General features: G+C 45.0%; 17 protein-coding genes and 1 tRNA gene. 13 read left to right on the top strand and 5 right to left on the bottom strand.

Going from position 1 to position 17,847, the window contains the following annotated elements:
• Positions 1–38: 38 nt before the first annotated feature.
• From moaA to L7E55_RS12490, 12 genes are all read left to right on the top strand, one after another.
• Positions 39–1,016 (top strand): GTP 3',8-cyclase MoaA, encoded by a 978-nt coding sequence (moaA, locus tag L7E55_RS12545; protein WP_277444615.1) that lies wholly within the window; start codon positions 39–41, stop codon positions 1,014–1,016.
• A gap of 33 nt (positions 1,017–1,049) precedes the next feature.
• Positions 1,050–1,493 (top strand): MOSC domain-containing protein, encoded by a 444-nt coding sequence (locus tag L7E55_RS12540; RefSeq protein WP_277444614.1) that lies wholly within the window; start codon positions 1,050–1,052, stop codon positions 1,491–1,493.
• A 3-nt stretch (positions 1,494–1,496) separates the two neighbouring features.
• A complete protein-coding gene (locus L7E55_RS12535; protein ID WP_277444613.1) occupies positions 1,497–1,673 on the top strand; it encodes a hypothetical protein in 177 nt (58 codons plus the stop codon).
• A 32-nt stretch (positions 1,674–1,705) separates the two neighbouring features.
• Positions 1,706–2,947: a molybdopterin molybdotransferase MoeA gene (locus L7E55_RS12530; RefSeq protein ID WP_277444612.1), complete on the top strand. Its 1,242-nt coding sequence runs from the start codon at positions 1,706–1,708 to the stop codon at positions 2,945–2,947.
• Between the two features lie 46 nt (positions 2,948–2,993).
• Positions 2,994–4,946 (top strand): molybdopterin biosynthesis protein, encoded by a 1,953-nt coding sequence (locus L7E55_RS12525; protein WP_277444649.1) that lies wholly within the window; start codon positions 2,994–2,996, stop codon positions 4,944–4,946.
• Positions 4,947–4,976: 30 nt separating this feature from the next.
• Entirely contained in the window at positions 4,977–5,471 is a 495-nt protein-coding gene (gene moaC, locus L7E55_RS12520) for a cyclic pyranopterin monophosphate synthase MoaC (RefSeq protein ID WP_277444611.1), read from the top strand.
• Positions 5,472–5,596: 125 nt separating this feature from the next.
• Entirely contained in the window at positions 5,597–6,100 is a 504-nt protein-coding gene (locus tag L7E55_RS12515) for a MogA/MoaB family molybdenum cofactor biosynthesis protein (protein ID WP_277444648.1), read from the top strand.
• Between the two features lie 279 nt (positions 6,101–6,379).
• A complete protein-coding gene (gene groES, locus L7E55_RS12510; protein ID WP_277444610.1) occupies positions 6,380–6,667 on the top strand; it encodes a co-chaperone GroES in 288 nt (95 codons plus the stop codon).
• A 24-nt stretch (positions 6,668–6,691) separates the two neighbouring features.
• The gene (gene groL / locus L7E55_RS12505; protein ID WP_277444609.1) at positions 6,692–8,341 is read left to right on the top strand and encodes a chaperonin GroEL; all 1,650 of its coding nucleotides are present in this window, start codon (positions 6,692–6,694) and stop codon (positions 8,339–8,341) included.
• 723 nt (positions 8,342–9,064) lie between these two features.
• A complete protein-coding gene (locus tag L7E55_RS12500) occupies positions 9,065–9,583 on the top strand; it encodes a methylated-DNA--[protein]-cysteine S-methyltransferase (RefSeq protein WP_277444608.1) in 519 nt (172 codons plus the stop codon).
• A 27-nt stretch (positions 9,584–9,610) separates the two neighbouring features.
• Positions 9,611–10,963: a 5'-deoxyadenosine deaminase gene (locus L7E55_RS12495; RefSeq protein WP_277444606.1), complete on the top strand. Its 1,353-nt coding sequence runs from the start codon at positions 9,611–9,613 to the stop codon at positions 10,961–10,963.
• Positions 10,964–11,021: 58 nt separating this feature from the next.
• Positions 11,022–11,098, top strand: a tRNA-Pro gene (locus L7E55_RS12490).
• 729 nt (positions 11,099–11,827) lie between these two features.
• Here the strand turns inward: L7E55_RS12490 and L7E55_RS12485 are convergent.
• From L7E55_RS12485 to L7E55_RS12465, 5 genes are all read right to left on the bottom strand, one after another.
• Positions 11,828–12,538: a rolling circle replication-associated protein gene (locus L7E55_RS12485; protein WP_277444605.1), complete on the bottom strand. Its 711-nt coding sequence runs from the start codon at positions 12,536–12,538 to the stop codon at positions 11,828–11,830.
• Positions 12,539–12,722: 184 nt separating this feature from the next.
• Positions 12,723–14,033 (bottom strand): radical SAM/SPASM domain-containing protein, encoded by a 1,311-nt coding sequence (locus tag L7E55_RS12480; protein WP_277444604.1) that lies wholly within the window; start codon positions 14,031–14,033, stop codon positions 12,723–12,725.
• 228 nt (positions 14,034–14,261) lie between these two features.
• Complete coding sequence (locus L7E55_RS12475) at positions 14,262–14,573, bottom strand: NHLP leader peptide family RiPP precursor (RefSeq protein WP_277444603.1); 312 nt, start codon at positions 14,571–14,573, stop codon at positions 14,262–14,264.
• Positions 14,574–15,003: 430 nt separating this feature from the next.
• On the bottom strand, positions 15,004–16,386 hold the full coding sequence (locus L7E55_RS12470; RefSeq protein ID WP_277444602.1) for an FAD-binding oxidoreductase: 1,383 nt from the start codon (positions 16,384–16,386) through the stop codon (positions 15,004–15,006).
• Between the two features lie 639 nt (positions 16,387–17,025).
• Positions 17,026–17,337 (bottom strand): hypothetical protein, encoded by a 312-nt coding sequence (locus tag L7E55_RS12465; RefSeq protein ID WP_277444601.1) that lies wholly within the window; start codon positions 17,335–17,337, stop codon positions 17,026–17,028.
• A gap of 246 nt (positions 17,338–17,583) precedes the next feature.
• Here L7E55_RS12465 and L7E55_RS12460 point away from each other — a divergent pair.
• A partial coding sequence (locus L7E55_RS12460; protein ID WP_277444600.1) for an acyltransferase family protein occupies positions 17,584–17,847 on the top strand: 264 nt, incomplete at its 3' end.

Here is a 17,847-nt window from a genome sequence, read left to right as displayed (position 1 = left end):
AAATGATTTTGACATATAATCGAGAAGGTGATAGTGTAATGCAGGACAACTACCAGCGAGAGATAAATTATTTGCGGATTTCCGTCATTGACCGGTGCAATTTGCGATGTGTCTACTGCATGCCGCCGGAAGGTGTAAAGTTTGTTGATCATAAAGAAATCCTGCGTTTTGAAGAAATCGAGATCGTTGTGCGGGCAGCCGCTTCTATCGGTGTGAAAAAGGTGCGCCTGACCGGGGGGGAACCCCTTGTGCGCAAGGGGTTGGAAAACCTGATAAGACGCATTTCCAACATACCAGGGATAGACGATATAGCCCTGACTACAAATGGTTTGCTTTTGCCGCCACATGTTCAGGTTTTGCAAGATGCCGGGTTGAAGCGCGTAAACATCAGTTTCGACACCCTTGACAGCGAACGCTACCGTGAACTAACCCGTTTTGGCGAATTGTCCGGGGCCTGGGAAGGGATCGTCGCCGCTCTGGATGCCGGTTTTCATCCGGTTAAATTGAATACAGTCGTAATTCGCGGTTTTAATGATGACGAGGTAGTGGACATAGCCAGGCTAACCTTAAAGAAGCCATTGCACATACGTTTTATCGAATTTATGCCCATAGGTTCCTCCAATGCTTGGGCTACCGGCCGTTTCGTGCCCGCGGAAGAAATAATGTCATTAATCAAAAATAAGCTGGGGCCACTGATTCCGGCGAAAATACCCGCAGGCAGCGGGCCGGCAAAATACTACCGTCTTAAAGGCGCCCAGGGTACCGTCGGCTTCATCACATCAATGAGCGAACATTTTTGCAGCAGTTGCAACCGCCTGCGGCTGACCTCGACAGGAAGCTTGAGGCCATGCCTGTATGACAGCTGCGAGGTAGACTTAAAGGCTCCGCTGCGCAATGGCGCGGGCATCAAAGAGATAGCCGCTCTAATCAAGAAAGCGGTAAGCTTAAAAGCAGATCAGCACCACATGCTTGATGGCTGGCAAGACAACCGGGTGATGTCACAGATTGGCGGATAATCATCAATACACATAGGAGGATTTAGTGACATTATGGGAATAATAAAAGCAGTATGCGCCAGTCCCGACAAAGGTATGCGCAAGAAAAATATCGGCCAGGGGCTTTTAATCGAAGAACACGGTTTAAACGGTGACGCGCATGCCGGTGACTGGCATCGCCAGGTCAGCCTGCTGGCCATCGAAAGCATCAATAAAATGCGGGCGCTGGGGCTGGAAGTGGGGCCTGGTGACTTTGCCGAGAATCTCACCACTGAAGGTATTGATCTTGTTAATCTCCCATTGGGTACCCGTCTGAGAATAGGCGATTCGGCAATAGGTGAGGTAACCCAGATCGGCAAGGAATGCCATAACCATTGCGCAATCTATTATCAGGCCGGAGATTGTGTTATGCCCAGGGAAGGTATTTTTATCCGCGTCCTTGGCGGCGGCACAATTAAAGTGGGTGACCAAATTAATATTATAAAAAAGGATGTGTAAGCAGTGGAAGTTAGTTCAGAGATTTTAGAAGCGGTTGAAAAAACTTCGAAAGATAAACGAATAAGCTGCACTGAAGCCAGGAGATTGGCGGAGGAGTTAAAAGTACCACCCAGGCTTATTGGAGAGGCTGCCAATAAATTAAAAATAAAAATCAAAGCATGTGAACTGGGATGTTTTTAAGAAAGAAGCAACCCTTTTAACGAGGTGAGTACGTGGCAGAATTATTTAAAGCTTTGACTGTGGAAGAAGCAAGAGCTGTATTAACACGATACCTGCCGACTAAAAAAACCGTAACGAAAGTCCCTTTGCTGGAGAGTCTCGGCCGTCTACTTGCGGTAGATGTCCGGGCGGCCGAGGATGTTCCCGGCTTTGACCGTTCTACCATGGATGGATTTGCTGTGCGGGCTAAGGATACATATGGAGCTTCGGAGAGTTTACCGGCATACGCGGATATCAGCGGCGAAGTGCTGATGGGGCATATGCCGCAAGGTAAAGTTGGCGCCGGGCGGGCATGGCGCATTTCAACGGGCGGTATGTTGCCTTCCGGTGCTGACGCTGTTGTAATGGTAGAGTTTACCGAAGAACTGGACAAAAAATCGATTTTAATCACAAAGGCGGTAGCACCGGGGGAAAACGTCGTCCGCAAAGGCGAGGACATTGCCGCCGGTGAGATTGCCTTGCCGGCCTATCATCGGATCAGGCCTCAAGATCTGGGCATGTTGTCATCTATCGGTGTTACGGAGGTTGACATTATCCTTCCCATCAGAGTCGGAATTATTTCCACCGGTGATGAACTGGTTGCACCGTTTGAATCTCCAGCCCCTGGACAAGTCCGTGACATCAACTCGTACACTTTGTTTGGAGCAGTAGCCGCGTGCGGCGGGGTACCACAATACCATGGTATTGTGAGGGACAATCATGAAGAATTAAGAAATGTCCTGGAAAAAGTAATCGCCGATAACGACATGGTGCTGCTTTCCGGGGGAAGCTCTGTTGGCGCGCGTGACGTTGCTTCGGAAGTAATTGATTCGATGGGTGAGCCGGGTGTGCTCTTTCATGGTATTTCCATCAAGCCGGGGAAACCTACTATAGGAGCCATGGTAGGCGACAAGCCTGTATTTGGACTGCCCGGCCACCCCGCTTCAGCCATGGTGGTCTTTGACCTCCTGGTTGCGCCGCTGATTCGTTCCGGTGAGTATTCAGTCTTGGAAAAAGATATATATATGGATTACCCGTTACAAGCGGAGATTGTCCGCAATCTCCATTCCGCGGCTGGACGTGAGGATTTTATTCGCGTAAGGCTTTTTTTACGGGAAGGCAGGCTTTGCGCCGACCCTGTGCTTGGTAAGTCCGGGCTGATTGCCACTATGGTTAAAGCAGACGGACTGGCATATATTCCTGCCGGAAAAGAAGGTGTGGAAGCGGGGGAGATTGTTAGAGTAAAGCCCTTTTAAAGTTGGATTATTATTTCATTCCTTACTATGTAAAGGAGTTGATCATCTGAAGCGGAAGGTTTATCTTGATGACCTGCCTTTGGAGAGGGCTATAGAGCGTTATTTCGCGCATCTACAAGAAATTGGAACGTTGAATCCAGGGCCGCCGGAGTTGATACCGGCAGAAGAGGCATTAAACAGGGTGACGGCATTACCCGTGTATGCCAGGAACTCTTCCCCGCATTATCACGCTTCGGCTATGGACGGTTTTGTTGTGCATTCTACGAGTACATATGGAGCGTCGGAAAGCACGCCCGTACAGTTGAAAGTAGGCGAAGAAACTGTTTTGGTTGACACGGGAGATCCGGTGCCTGCCGGGTTTGACGCTGTGATAATGATAGAAGATATTCATTACGTTCAACCAGACTTGATTGAGATTATCCATCCCGCGACGCCCTGGCAGCATGTCCGCGCGGTAGGGGAGGACATTATCGCCACAGAAATGATTGTACCTGCCAACCACCAGGTGCGGCCTGTCGACATCGGCGCCTTTTTGGCCGGTGGAGTGAATGATATATATGTTCACCCATGCCCAAGAGTTGCCCTCTTGCCCACCGGCACTGAACTGGTGCAGCCCGGTTCTGAGTTGCTTCCGGGGGACATTGTCGAGTTTAATTCACGGATATTTGGCGCAATGGCAAAACAGTGGGGCGCTGTCGCGTTACGCAGGGATATAACGGCTGACGATTTTGATAGTCTGAAAACAGTAATATCATCTGCGGTTGATGAAGCCGATATCGTTATAGTAAATGCAGGATCTTCCGCGGGCAGTGAAGACTATACCGCCGATGTAATCCAGTCGCTGGGCAAAGTGCTGGTGCACGGCATAGCCACAAAGCCGGGTAAGCCGGTAATTCTGGGTGAAATAAAAGGCAAGCCGGTGATCGGAGTGCCAGGCTACCCTGTTTCCGCTTATTTGGTTATGGAACTATTTGTTAAACCGCTTGTCTACCGGAAACTTGGTTTGCATCCACCTGACATAAAAAAGGTCGAGGCCACCGTATCAAGGAAATTGGTTTCACCGATGGGTGTTGAAGAATTTGTAAGGGTTAAGCTGGGGCAGGTGAGTGATAAGATCATCGCCACACCCGTATCCCGTGGCGCCGGCATCCTGATGTCCCTGGTCAGGGCGGACGGGATGATCCGGGTGCCGCGGTTGTCGGAGGGATATAACGGTGGAGATATCGCATTAGTGGAGCTGTTCAGGCCTCTTGAAGAAATAAAGGATACTACTGTGATTATCGGCAGTCATGATATCACACTGGATGTTCTGGCAAATTTCCTCCGTTTAAAGTACCCGTCTTCATCACTGTCTTCCGCCCACGTCGGCAGCCTGGGAGGATTATCAGCAATAAAACGTGGTGAATCGCACTGTGCCGGGATACATTTACTGGACGAGGAGACAGGGGATTATAATACTACATATGTGAAAAAGTTGCTGCCCGGCCGTGACGTTGTGCTGGTGAACCTGGTATACCGCGAGCAAGGGCTGATATTAGCCGCAGGGAATCCGAAAAATATCCGGACGCTGGAGGACCTGGCCGGCAATGGGATTAGCTTCGTCAACCGCCAGCGTGGATCCGGCACCAGGATCTTACTTGACTACCACTTGTCAGAACTTGGAATTAACGATGATAACATACATGGGTACGAGCATGAGGAATACACTCATATGGCCGTGGCAGCGGCTGTGAAAGCAGGAGCGGCTGATGCGGGGTTGGGTATACGCGCCGCGGCACAAGCCCTTGGACTGGAGTTCATTGGCATTGCCGAAGAACGCTATGATTTATGTATACCCGTTGAATTCATGGAAACACCATATATACAGAGGCTACTGGAAGTGATTTCTCTGACTGAATTTAAAGAGGAAGTTGTAAAATTGGGAGGATATGACCTGCGTGATTGTGGCAAAGTGATGTGGCACAGCAATAAAGCAAGAGAAAATTTGCTGTTAGTATGACAGGTATGTATATCTGATGGGGGCGTTTTATTGAATAATTTTACTCACTTAGATGATCAAGGACAAGCAAGGATGGTTGAAGTCGGCGGCAAGGAAATTACTCGCAGGCTGGCAGTGGCCCGTGGTGAGATAGTCATGCGTCCAGAGACGCTAGACATGATCATCTCTGGTAAAGTGACCAAGGGAGAGGTTTTTGGCGTTGCCAGAGTAGCAGGAATTATGGCTGCCAAGCAGACATCAAGCCTGATTCCTCTATGTCACCCGTTGAATCTTACTGGAATTGACGTCCAATTCCGTCCCGACCAGGATAATAATAAGATAGAAATAGAAGCCAGTGTGCGAATCACCGGTCAAACCGGCGTGGAGATGGAAGCGCTTACAGCTGTATCAGTCGCCGCTTTAACAATCTACGATATGTGCAAAGCGGTTGACCGTGCGATGACAATTGGCGCAATCAGGTTGATTCATAAAAGCGGTGGTAAAAGCGGTGTTTTTGAGCGGGAGCCTATTAAAGAAAACCAGTAACTGTTCAGGAGTCCGGTGTAAAAATGATAACATGTTTTATCGTCTCGCAGTATGATGAATTCCGGCTACTAAACCCTGAATACCGAAGAGTAATGTAAACTGAATTGCATAAGAGGTGAAAGAACCTGTATAAAATAGCTGTCATTACCGTAAGCGACAAAGGCTCGCGCGGAGAACGCAAGGATGAGAGCGGCCCGGCAATTTGCGAAATGATTGGAGGCCTGGGCGAGGTTGTAAGTTCCCACGTGGTTCCTGATGAGCCTGAGATACTTCAAGAATTGATGATTAGCTTGTCTGATATGGAAAAAGTAGATTTAATTTTAACCACTGGCGGGACAGGTTTGAGCCCTCGTGACAGCACGCCGGAAGCTACCTTGGCGGTTATAGAGCGTGAAGTGCCTGGACTGGCCGAAGCCATGAGAATGGAAAGCTTAAAAAAGACCAACAGGGCTATGCTTACCAGGGCTGTAGCGGGAGTGCGCCGGAGCACCTTGATTATCAACCTTCCTGGCAGCGTTAAAGCTGTCCGGGAGTGCCTGGGGGTAATCATGCCCGTTTTGCCGCATGGACTTGAAATTTTATCCGGCAGGGCCAGTGATTGTGGCGAAAATAATAGTGAGCAAAATTAATAGGAATTTATTGATAAACATGTATAAAAACATTATAAAGTGGGAAAATATTTCTAGGTGGCCTGAAGAAAGACCAGGAACCAAGGTAAAATTAAATTAGAGGGAGATAATTAAAGGCAGATCCTGCTAATTTCTTTATTTTATATATTTTGAATGAAATTATGCGATGGTGTTATTTGCTTTTGATTTTCTTATTTTATATTATATTTACGTTGATATTAGCACTCGTTAACAATGAGTGCTAACAATAAACAGACTAACCAGTAAGGAGGGGTTTATGTGATTAGACCTTTAGGCGACCGGATCGTTGTAAAACCGATGCCGAGTGAAGAAAAAACCAAAAGTGGTATTGTTTTACCTGATACCGCCAAAGAAAAGCCACAGGAGGGCGAAGTTGTGGCAGTTGGCAACGGCAGATTGTTGGAAACCGGCCAGCGTGTGCCTATTGATTTAAAACCGGGAGATAAAATCCTTTTCTCCAAATACGCCGGAAACGAAGTTAAAATTGATGATGTGGAATACTTGATTATGCGTGAAGCCGATATTCTCGGCGTAATCGAGAAATAGGATATTAAAAGGAGGTTCGAAAAAATGGCAGGCAAAGAGATTATTTTCCGGGAAGATGCCAGGCGCGCTCTGGAAAAGGGTGTTAACGCCCTGGCTGAAGCCGTCAAGGTTACTTTAGGTCCCAAAGGACGGAACGTCGTATTGGAGAAAAAATTTGGTTCTCCGATGATTACAAACGACGGAGTTACTATTGCCAGAGAGATAGAGCTGGCTGATCCATTTGAAAATATGGGCGCTCAATTGGTAAAGGAAGTTGCCACCAAGACTAACGACGTCGCTGGTGACGGTACTACAACCGCTTGCGTGCTGGCTCAAGCCATCGTACGGGAAGGCTTAAAGAACGTGGCTGCCGGCGCTAACCCGATGATTATTAAACGCGGTATTGAAAAAGCTGTTGAAAAAGCGATAGAAGTAATTAAAGAACAGGCAAAGCCAATTGAAAGCAAATCAGCAATCACCCAAGTTGCCACAATCTCAGCCAACGATGAAGTAATCGGCAGCTTGATTGCCGACGCCATGGAAAAAGTTGGCAAAGACGGTGTTATTACCGTTGAAGAATCAAAAGGGACTACAACCAACCTGGAAGTTGTGGAAGGCATGAACTTTGACAGGGGTTATACTTCCGCGTATATGGTTACTGATACAGACAAGATGGAAGCTAATTTAAATGATCCCTACATACTGATCACTGACAAAAAAATCTCGGCTATTGGGGATCTCCTGCCGGTTCTGGAAAAAATCGTACAAACCGGCAAACCGCTCTTAGTTATTGCTGAGGATGTGGAAGGGGAAGCGTTAGCCACCCTGGTGCTGAACAAACTGCGCGGCACCTTCCAGTGTGTTGCGGTGAAAGCTCCTGGTTTTGGTGACAGGCGCAAGGCAATGTTGGAGGATATTGCTATCCTCACCGGTGGTAGTGTGATTACAGAAGATCTTGGCTTGAAGCTTGATAGCGTTACGATTGAACAACTTGGACGGGCTAGCAAAGTCCGCGTCAAGAAAGAAGAAACAATTATCGTTGGTGGGGCAGGCGATACTGATAATATTACCAAACGGGTTGCCCAAATTAAAAACCAGATAGAAGATACCACTTCTGATTTCGATAGAGAAAAGCTGCAGGAGCGTTTGGCCAAACTAGCTGGCGGTGTAGCGGTAATCCAGGTCGGCGCGGCTACCGAAACCGAGATGAAAGAGAAAAAGCTCCGTATCGACGACGCATTAAACGCAACCAGAGCGGCAGTCGAGGAAGGAATTGTGCCCGGCGGTGGTGTAGTATTTATTAATGCAGTTAAAGGTATGGAAAGCCTTACATCCGATAACCTTGACGAGAAGACAGGAATAGATATCGTCCGCAGGTCACTGGAAGAGCCTCTCCGTCAAATCTCTAACAACGCCGGTCTCGAAGGCTCTGTCATTGTCGAAAAAGTAAAGAACTCTGAACCAGGTGTAGGCTTTAATGCCCTGGTTGGCGAGTTTGTTAATATGATCGACTCAGGTATTGTTGACCCTGCTAAAGTAACCCGGTCGGCTCTGCAAAACGCAGCGAGCATCGCGGCCATGATTTTAACTACCGAGACTCTGGTCGCTGAAAAAGTTGATAAGGATAACGCCATGGCGGCAGCGGCAGCTATGGGTGGCATGGGCGGCATGGGTGGCATGGGCGGCATGATGTAATAGAATTGCCGATAAGCCCTGATTATAAGAGCCTGTAAAACCTATATAAAAAAATATCAAAACTGAAGTTTCTCATTGGTTATCAGAACTTTTGAGGAGCTTCAGTTTTTATTACTTTTATTGTCCTTTTGTATTGATTTCTCTTTAATATGATTATCGTTTTCCTTTATTTGGCCATCGCCGTTATAGTATTTATCGGGAGCATAATTCTGCGGTTGTCTTAATCTATACGTACAAAATTTCCATACCCCAAATAAATTTTGATGTTATCTCTGATCTCCATGGTATAAATTGTCCCCATTTTATTAATCACTATGCACAAAAGCATTTGAAACAAATTATGGCGAAAGCCATATTCTATCTTTCACGGTCCTGATTGCGGCCAGGACAAATGACCTATCTCTAGGATAAATGAACTATTTATCAACAGAATCCTTATGTATTGTTAATATTTCTGTGGATAATAAATATTTTCTGACCTTATTAGGCAGAATGCCTAATAACATAATATGTAAAATTAAAGATATTAATAAATTGCCACAGCGCATATTTTTAAGTGGTTTATATTTCCATATCAAGTATATCTCCAGGAGGTTAATCACGCTCTACGGAGAATATTACTATAATAAAAAAGAATTCTTAAATATAATGTCATGCATTTCTTTTTAATCTAATATGAGCATTGAGATCTAATGACATTTATCGGACAGGTAGTGTAGATTTATGAAGATTGTCACCATTCATACCAAACATGGTTGGCTGGCTGCCGGATGGTCCATTGAAGGGTTAAGGGGATTAGTCTTGCCTCAGAAAAGTTATGAAAAAGCTTTGGAGAAATTGGCGGTTAGATTGCAGGCTGAATCTTTGACAATGCATATATTTGAACAGTTAAGAAGTGATGAAAAGAAACTTATCCAAGATATTGAAAGATACTTTAGAGGTGAAGTTGTCAGTTTTACAGCTAAGATAGACTGGGCTGGTTATACCCCTTTTCAACAACGCGTTCTATCGGTAGTACAGCAAATAAAGTATGGTAAGGTCAGTTCTTATAAACAAGTTGCCATAAAAGCTGGTTTTCCTAAGGCAGCCCGGGCTGTGGGAGGAGTTATGCGTTCAAACCGCACACCCTTAGTTATCCCGTGTCACCGTGTTCTCGCCTCTGATGGTTCCTTGGGCGGTTTTAGCGATGGACTAGAATTAAAAAAAGATTTATTAAAGTTAGAAATGATACCTGCATTTTGATTTACAATCGATAAGCGAGGATAAAATATGTCATCTATCCTAATAAAGGATGCTTTGATAGTAACAATGAACCCAAACAGGGATATTTTTCGAGGTAATATATTAGTTGAAGATGATACAATTAAAGCCATTGAAAAAGATATCCAGCGTATTGTGCAAATATTTGATCTAAATACATCAAAAGTTATTGAATCAAGGGGACAGATAGTAATCCCAGGATTCATACAATCGCATGTTCATCTATGTCAAACTCTATTCAGGGGCCAGGCTGATGACCTTGAGTTATTAGACTGGTTAAAAAAACGTATATGGCCTTTGGAAGGAGCCCACGACCATGATTCTTTATATTATTCAGCATTATTAGGAATTGGGGAATTGTTCCGAAATGGAACCACTGCAATTATTGACATGGGAACGGTGAATTACACTGAATCAAATTTTCAAGCAATTATTACGTCTGGAATCAGGGCAATAAGCGGCAAATGTATGATGGATAGTAGCGATATAGTACCGGATAGTTTAATTGAAAGTACAGGGGAGTCTCTTCAGAAAAGTGTGGATCTGTTAGAAAAATGGCATGGTAGTGATAATGGCCGCTTGCATTATGCGTTTGCGCCCCGCTTCGCTATTTCATGTAGCGAAGAATTATTAATACAAGTAAGGGATTTGGCTCAAAAATATAATGTCAAAATCCATACTCATGCTTCAGAGAATACAACAGAAATAACTCTTATACAGCAGGAAAGAAAGATGCGAAATATTGTTTACTACGATCATCTGGGAATAACCGGTAAAAATTTAATTATGGCTCACTGTATCTGGTTGGACGATAAAGAAATGGAGATATTGCGCCAACGTGGAGTGAGGGTAGTTCATTGTCCTGTCAGCAACCTAAAGCTTGGCTCTGGCATTGCCAGAATTCCGGAAATGTTATCTAAAAATATTCATGTTTCTTTGGGCTCTGACGGTGCCCCTTGTAACAATAATCTTGACATGTTCACTGAAATGCGTATTGCCGCATTGATACAGAAGCCATTATATGGACCTACAGCCATGTCCGCAAAGCAAACATTTGAACTAGCAACTTTGGGAGGAGCCAAAACCATGGGACTGGAAAAGGAAATAGGTTCATTGGAAGTAGGCAAAAAAGCTGATTTAACTATGATTGATCTTAACAAGATTCATTGCAGTCCTAGTGATAATGTTGATATTTATTCTCAGTTAGTTTACCAGGCAAGAAGTAGTGATGTAACCCTTACCATGGTGAATGGGCGGGTGGTTTATGAAAAAGGTAACCTAACTACTATTGATGAGGATGACACAATTAAACAAGCAAATATTGCCACAAAGCGAGTTAATAGTAGGATTGGGTTATCATAGATTGAACGAAATCCAGCTTGACAACGTTTATAACTTATTGCATAATATAGTTTGTTGACGGGATGTAGCTCAGTTTGGTAGAGCGCACGGTTCGGGACCGTGAGGTCGCACGTTCAAGTCGTGTCATCCCGACCAGAAATTAACACCGGAATACTAAATATAATTCTTGAAGTTTTAGAGGACTTCAGGAATTATTTTTTTATATCATAACCAGTATAACCATATTACCTTACCAACGGCACCAAGTATCTATGTTCCGATAATAGATATTATGTAAACCCGCCCTTTCGCTGAGAGGTAGGCTACGGCCTTGTGCCTTCACGCTGGGCGGTGCGTTACCTTGGGTGCCGATTAGATACATTGAGTAAAATACGTTACATTTGAGTAAAATTTTATCGTCGCCCGTACTGGTTTCTTAGGTGTTATTGTACCGCAGCGGGTATTACATAATATTTAAGGGACTTCTGCATAAAAGAAAAACACTACGGCGTCAGCTTGCTACCCGGTCCGGTGGTGTTTCCTTCGGTGATAGTTTTGGACCTGGCGGTGTTATGATATACTTTACCTTTTCACCGGCAGGCCGTCCATACCCGGCACAGGGACCCCTGAGAACCCCTTATGCCGGGACCCTGGGCGGCCTGTGCGGTGAAAGTGGTAAGTTTACATAACTAGCGCCAACCCGCAAACTCTCTTGCATAGGTTACTTCGCCGCATCCGGCGCGGCGTCGCTAATCATTGTGCCTGACGGTGGCTGGCAGCAGTTTGTTTAAAGAGGAGTGCCCGAAAAAGGATTGTAGCTCCCGTTGGTGCTTCCTAGGAACGGTAGTGTTACCTTCAGAGCCGCCCGCATTCAGATTACAATGGTTAAGCCAGTATCCTCATAATATTTAATGAATTTTTCCCCTGCGTTTTTGTAATTCTGAAAAAGGTATTGTAAAAAGGCTTCCGCGCTTTCAAATTGTGCATATCGGTAAAAAGGACATTCAATCCTTGGGAACACAGATACAGGTGATACCCTTTTAATCTTTCGTCGTTGCTGTATTTTGTAAGGTACTTGGTAAGATAGTTATAAATGTTTTTCCGGCCTGCTTTTTCGTCTTTTATATAGGCTCTCACCCAGGTAAAACCCTGCCCCCATATTTCGTCCAGTTCTTTTTTAGGGATGAACATATTTACGGCAATATGATAATGAACGGCTCCCCTACCGTTTTTATCTTGGAATTCTCTGGTGGCAACATATTTGAACCCCGGAAATCTCCTGTTTATTCGTTTCATAAAGTTACGAAAGTAATAATCGGCTTCTTTGACTTCCTGGATATTATCAGCAAAAGTTAATTCCCACTTGCGAATCAGCTTATATTTCTTTATTCTGCGCCTGACATTTCCCCTTGCTTTAGTAACATTTTTTTGACTGTTCTTTTCATAATCAGGTGATTCACCTTTTGCTGATAATTTTCTTCTTCTTTCCGTAATCTTAGTTTTTTCTTTTAGCTCGCTGGTTGACCAACCTGCATCAAAAAACTTTGCTTCAAAGTCCCCATCCAAATCATATATACGGGCATTAGAAAAGGACATAATAAAAAACCCATACACTGCTTGACAAAAACGAATGAATAAGTTATCCATTCCCTCACTTTTTCAAGCTTTAATGGGTCTTTATTGCGCCCTATGCGTTTAATGGGACTTTCTTTGCCCTGCTCTTTTCCATGAGGATATTATTTTTAAACAGCTAAGGGCTGTTCACCTACCTTTCATTTTTTTAAATTTTATTATTATTTTCTATCTCTCTGCGGTAGCGCGCCCTGACGTAATGTTCCAGGCTGTATTTCCATTCCACACAATCGGGCCTGTCTTTGTTGACGAACATGGCCCGATAGCCACAGCCTCCCATGCAAATGGGCAGCATCTTGCATTTCACGCAGTCGGCATACTCGAAAGACTCCCAGGTCAACCAGCGTATTTCGTGCATGCGTTCATCTTTGGCTAGTTGCTGGAAGTCTACAATATTACCGATGCGGGCGGGCTTATCGCCGATTTCTGACCAGCACTTGTACATGTCGCCGTCCGGATCGAGCACAAAGGTGTTCATCCGTACAGCGCCACAGGCAAGGGCAATACGGGGGTAATAGGGCGTCTGGCCTGTTTTGAAGCCTCTTTGCCTTAAGATTTCGTAAATAGACTTGCATCCTGCTGTGATTGCGCTAACATGGCCTAAGTTGATGGAGATGTCTTTAAGATTGTTGTCCTCCAGTATATCTAAAAGTTTTAACGCCTCGTCCGAGTTGTAACGGTCTACATTGATGCGAAGGTTAACTTTTAAATCATTGGCAGTCAAGAGATGGATGCCTTCCAGGATTCGGTCGAATGTTGGGCCGCTATTGCCTTTAAGCATCCTGCGGTTGTTATGTACATCAGGCGGCCCGTCAAGAGTAATTTGAAAAGTCCCAATTCGACTGCCTTTCAGCTTTTGCACTATATCCTGATCGCCGGTCAGCAGGTAACCGTTGGTAACCATATCGGCAAAATAGCCTATCTTGTTCTCCTTAGTAATAGCGAGTATTTTTTGAGATAAATCGAAGATAATATCTTTGCCCAAAAGCGGCTCTCCACCGTACCAGGTGACGGATACGAACCTTACTGTCTTAGCAGCCTTTTCAATAAGCTTCAGCAACTTTTGCTGTACATTTTCAGGCATGAAAGCATTTTGCCCGTTTCGCTTGTCCTGGCTTATTCCAGACTGTTCATAGCAATAGGTGCAATCAAAGTTGCACCTTAGGGTGGGAGCGATGGTAAATCCCAGCCCAATCCTGTCGTATTTATTGCTGTTATATGCAAACTTTAGTATTTTTAGTTCATCGGCTGCGTGTTCTAAGACGAATCCTCCCAGCATTAACTCGTCGATAAACTGCTTTTTATCTTTAGGCAGGGCATCATAATCAAATTGCTGAACGTTCAGTAAGTCTATATAGGTCTTCTCTACCTCGGCCAAAGAAGTTGTAAGACTATTAAAGATCATTACCTTCTCAGAGTCATCAGTGGGCCAGATAAAGTTGTACCTGGACGGTATCATTTATTTCAACTCCTTAAACTGCTCGTCAACTATGGACAAAAGGAGACCCGGAGAAGAAAGCCTCCCCTCCGGGCATGTCTCTATGGAGTAATTACTCACCGGAGTGGCCAGAACAGTGTGTCAGGTAATGGATGAGCCCAAAGTTACCGAGATTGCCCGTATTTTCATTCTAGCTAACATGATAGCGAAACTAAGGCAATAATTCGACCAGACTAGTATGTATGGTTCTTAATGAAAGGGACAATAAAGACAAACAACGAGCGGAAGGGAGGGGCCACGGCAATCGTGCTTTGAAATCCTGGGTTCATTGGTTAACTCGTCAGGATTAACTGGCAATACCAGGTATGTTACTTTACTTTCTGATTTTGCCGATTCAACGACTTTAATGTCGACTTCCTCAGGGAATTGAATACCTATTTGGGCAAGAGCTTCTTTTGGATTGTTCACTAGTGCTTTCCTAAAGTCTGTGTCTTGTACGACCGCTTTGATTTTTTCCTTTACCTCCTCCCCTAGAGTCATAGTTTGCTTGTTTTTACTCAAATTTTTTATGCCTCCTTTTTTTGATTATTATTGTTTTTCTATAGCTGGTTCTATCGTTATATCCCCGAGATAATCCAAAATTAATTTCCATCTGAGCTAGTGGAATCATTGCCAAAATACAAATTTCTGCATTCTCTAAGAAGAGTGATCTCACAGGCTAGAAGCTTGTGGAAAGCTGATATTTTATAATATATTTTTATATATGACATATATGTTAAATTTTTTAATTGTAGCAATGTCCAAAGAGTTGAAACAATAGCAGGAGGCATCACTAACGCCAACGTCTAACAACCAGTATTCCACGCTCAACATGGCAAAGTGCTGGGTTCATTATTCCAGGCGTAAAAATACACTACACTTTGCGTGGTAGTGTATTTTGCTTCATTATTAGCGTCGTTGCCTAGGTTTGTGTGTTTCGCATATCGCCTGTTTACGCATCTTTGCAGGCGGGAGGGATGCTCTGTGGAAAATTGAAGACGTTCTCCGGGTCGTATTTGGCCTTAACCTCGGTTAGCCGTTTAAAGTTACTACCATAGTAGGCCTTGGGCCAGTCCTTGATCGATAGGTCCGGTCCATTGACGTAGTCACCCCGGGTAAAGGGGAGCATCGCCCGGCGGAAGTCCTCCACCCAGTGGATGCCAAGGGCCGCCCCTTCCGGCACGTTCCAGGAAGCAAGGATGGACATATTAAACCGGGCCTGGCGGTAGAAGTAGGCCGTAGCCTGACTCGGCACTCTGGCCACCGCCCCACCCAGGCCGTGGAAAAAGACACCGGCCATAGAGGTGGGTGGAGCTTCGATGAAGCGCCGGATCACGGCGATGGCGGTGCCGGGCAGCCGTTCATGGATGAAGGGGACCACGCTTTTGAAAGGCAGAGGAGAACCCGGCTGGGTGGCAGCTACCCGGGCAACTGATTCGAGCCAGGGTATCTCTTCAATGGTCACCTTCTGTGGCGTGCCCGCCCGGAGCAAAGGCCGCAGCAGGTGGCGCAGTTCTTCAGCGGGACCCAGGAAGACCCCTTGCATCAACAGCGGGAAAGTCTCCTGAGGTTGGTGGGCTGGAAACATCGGCTGCAGTCCCGAAGCTACCGTGAGGACGGGGGTGAGCCGCTCGTCGGCACCGGGGGTGGTATAGTCCTGCCAGGTTTGCAGCACCGGCTCCAGGTCCCGCAGATCCCAGCCGATTTCGACGTAAGCGACAGTCTCAATGCGGTGCGTGCGGAAACGAAAGACGGTGCAGATGCCGAAGTTGCCGCCGCCACCCCCGCGTGAGGCCCAGAACAGATCGGAGTGGTGGTCGGCATTGGCGTGGAGCAAGTGGCCCTTGGCGTCGACCATCTCCAGCTCAAGCAGACTGTCGATAGTTAGACCATACAGCCGAACTAGCATGCTTGCGCCACCGCCCAGGGTGAGTCCGGCGATGCCCGGGGTGGGGCAGAGACCGACCGGTACTACCAACTCTTCGGATCCAAGAGCCTCGTAAAACGCGAAGTCCCGTATGCCTGTCTGCACTGTGGCGGTGCCTCGCTTACGATCCACCTCCACCCGCTTCATTTCGCTGATGTCGATCACGATACCGGCGTCGACGACCGATAAGCCCTCGTAGTTGTGACGGCCGGAGCGCATGCGGATCGGCACGTCATAAAAACGCGCCCAGCGCACGGCGTTGACTACGTCCTGCGTCTCCTGGGCAAAGACGATGACCAGCGGGAACCTGTTGAAAAAGGTGTTGAACTCCTGGCGCGCTGCGTCGTATTGCGGGTCATTTGGTAAAACGATACGTCCAGTTAGTTCAGGTTCCTTTTTGTGGGACATGCACACATCTCTCCCTATCTGAAATCGGTGTATGATATAATATTCCATTAATGGAAAAGGTGTGTAATACGTGTTTTTGAGTGCTATGGACAGTGCTTCTATTTTCTTTGTTCATCCATTTTTTATAATTTTATTAATTCTTTACTGTACTCGCGAATAATATATTTAGGGGTACCGCCGCCAAAACGCGGATTTCGTACGCTAAGCAATACTTAGTACGCTAAGCAATACTTCGTACGCTAAGCAATACAATGAAGCAACAAGCCGGATTTCCTGTACACTAAGGAACTCCGGCTTATGGCTATAATGACAACGACTATGAATAATCTCGAAGGAAGCTTGTTTCTAACAGGTTTTCCTTATGTTTAACACCTCCGAACATGGCTGTAAGAGAAACGCTTCTGCTTTCTAGCCGGTCGGGCTCCGCAGCAGGTCACTCAGACCGGATCATGTCCGGAGGCCGCCCTGTCCTACCGACTTTGACTAATCAGCCGGTCTAACTACTTGAAACCGTGCCCTCCTGCTCCGGGTCTGACCTACCTTTAATTAGTTTCGGAACATATTGATTGAGATTATTATAGTGAAAATGGTTCACTTAGTTAAAATGGAAGCTAACTGTGTTTGAGACTGTTTTATACGTTATTTGCGTTTATTTTTCTTCTTCTTGTTCTTATTCTTTGTAGTTTGGTACTGCTCCGTAAGTTTTATTTCTTCGGATGTATTTTCTTTAACAATATCCTTTTTCCCTACTGCCAACATTGCTTGGTAGAACCCGGACAGATTTTCCCTTGTTATTTTTAGTTCATCTCCGAATGATGCTTTTAAATTTGCTAGAAACAAAGAAATAACGTCACGTACTACTTCACTACGATTTTTGTCCAACAGCCGGGATATTTCCCCCAAGACTTTCCAATCATCTTTATCGACGTATAAATTTACCCTCTCTATCATTCTCTGGACTCCCCTTATCTTTTTTTGATATGGTATCAAATACATCCCCTAGCGTCAATAGCAACCCATTATAAGTAGATAAAATAACCTTACGTTAAATTAATTATAGATTTATAATGGTGTTAATATTAAACATAATTGGAAATAAGGATGTAATGCCTATATGAAAACTGTAACCTTATATAGAGCATTAGAGTAAACTTACTATAGCATTCTTAAATTTAATAATGTTTGGGGGATAAATAGATGGACTTTGAAAAAAGACTATATTGGATTGATTTTGCGAAAGGGTTGGCCATAATTGCTGTAGTCGTATGCCATTTATGGAAATTTGTCTTTACTGATATTATTATTTCAGTACAAACCTTATTTAATGTACCATTGTTTGTTTTGATGGGTGGAGTAAATATTTATATTTCATATAATCGTCAGGAGAGATTAACTTGGAGTTTTTTAAGTGCTCGCTTACTTAAAATATTAATACCTTATGTGGTTGCAACAACAATATTT

This window comes from Pelotomaculum isophthalicicum JI (assembly GCF_029478095.1).
Lineage (GTDB): Bacteria > Bacillota > Desulfotomaculia > Desulfotomaculales > Pelotomaculaceae > Pelotomaculum_D > Pelotomaculum_D isophthalicicum.
The sequence above is the reverse complement of the archived record's forward strand: the minus strand, read 5'-3'. Positions and strand labels throughout refer to the sequence as shown.

Bases quoted from the DNA above. Each gene is read 5' to 3' on its own strand.
- moaA (WP_277444615.1), top strand. From the start codon at position 39: ATGCAGGACAACTACCAGCGAGAGATAAATTATTTGCGGATTTCCGTC.
- L7E55_RS12540 (WP_277444614.1), top strand. From the start codon at position 1,050: ATGGGAATAATAAAAGCAGTATGCGCCAGTCCCGACAAAGGTATGCGC.
- groL (WP_277444609.1), top strand. From the start codon at position 6,692: ATGGCAGGCAAAGAGATTATTTTCCGGGAAGATGCCAGGCGCGCTCTG.
- L7E55_RS12500 (WP_277444608.1), top strand. From the start codon at position 9,065: ATGAAGATTGTCACCATTCATACCAAACATGGTTGGCTGGCTGCCGGA.
- L7E55_RS12495 (WP_277444606.1), top strand. From the start codon at position 9,611: ATGTCATCTATCCTAATAAAGGATGCTTTGATAGTAACAATGAACCCA.
- L7E55_RS12485 (WP_277444605.1), bottom strand. From the start codon at position 12,538: ATGTCCTTTTCTAATGCCCGTATATATGATTTGGATGGGGACTTTGAA.
- L7E55_RS12480 (WP_277444604.1), bottom strand. From the start codon at position 14,033: ATGATACCGTCCAGGTACAACTTTATCTGGCCCACTGATGACTCTGAG.
- L7E55_RS12470 (WP_277444602.1), bottom strand. From the start codon at position 16,386: ATGTCCCACAAAAAGGAACCTGAACTAACTGGACGTATCGTTTTACCA.
- L7E55_RS12465 (WP_277444601.1), bottom strand. From the start codon at position 17,337: ATGATAGAGAGGGTAAATTTATACGTCGATAAAGATGATTGGAAAGTC.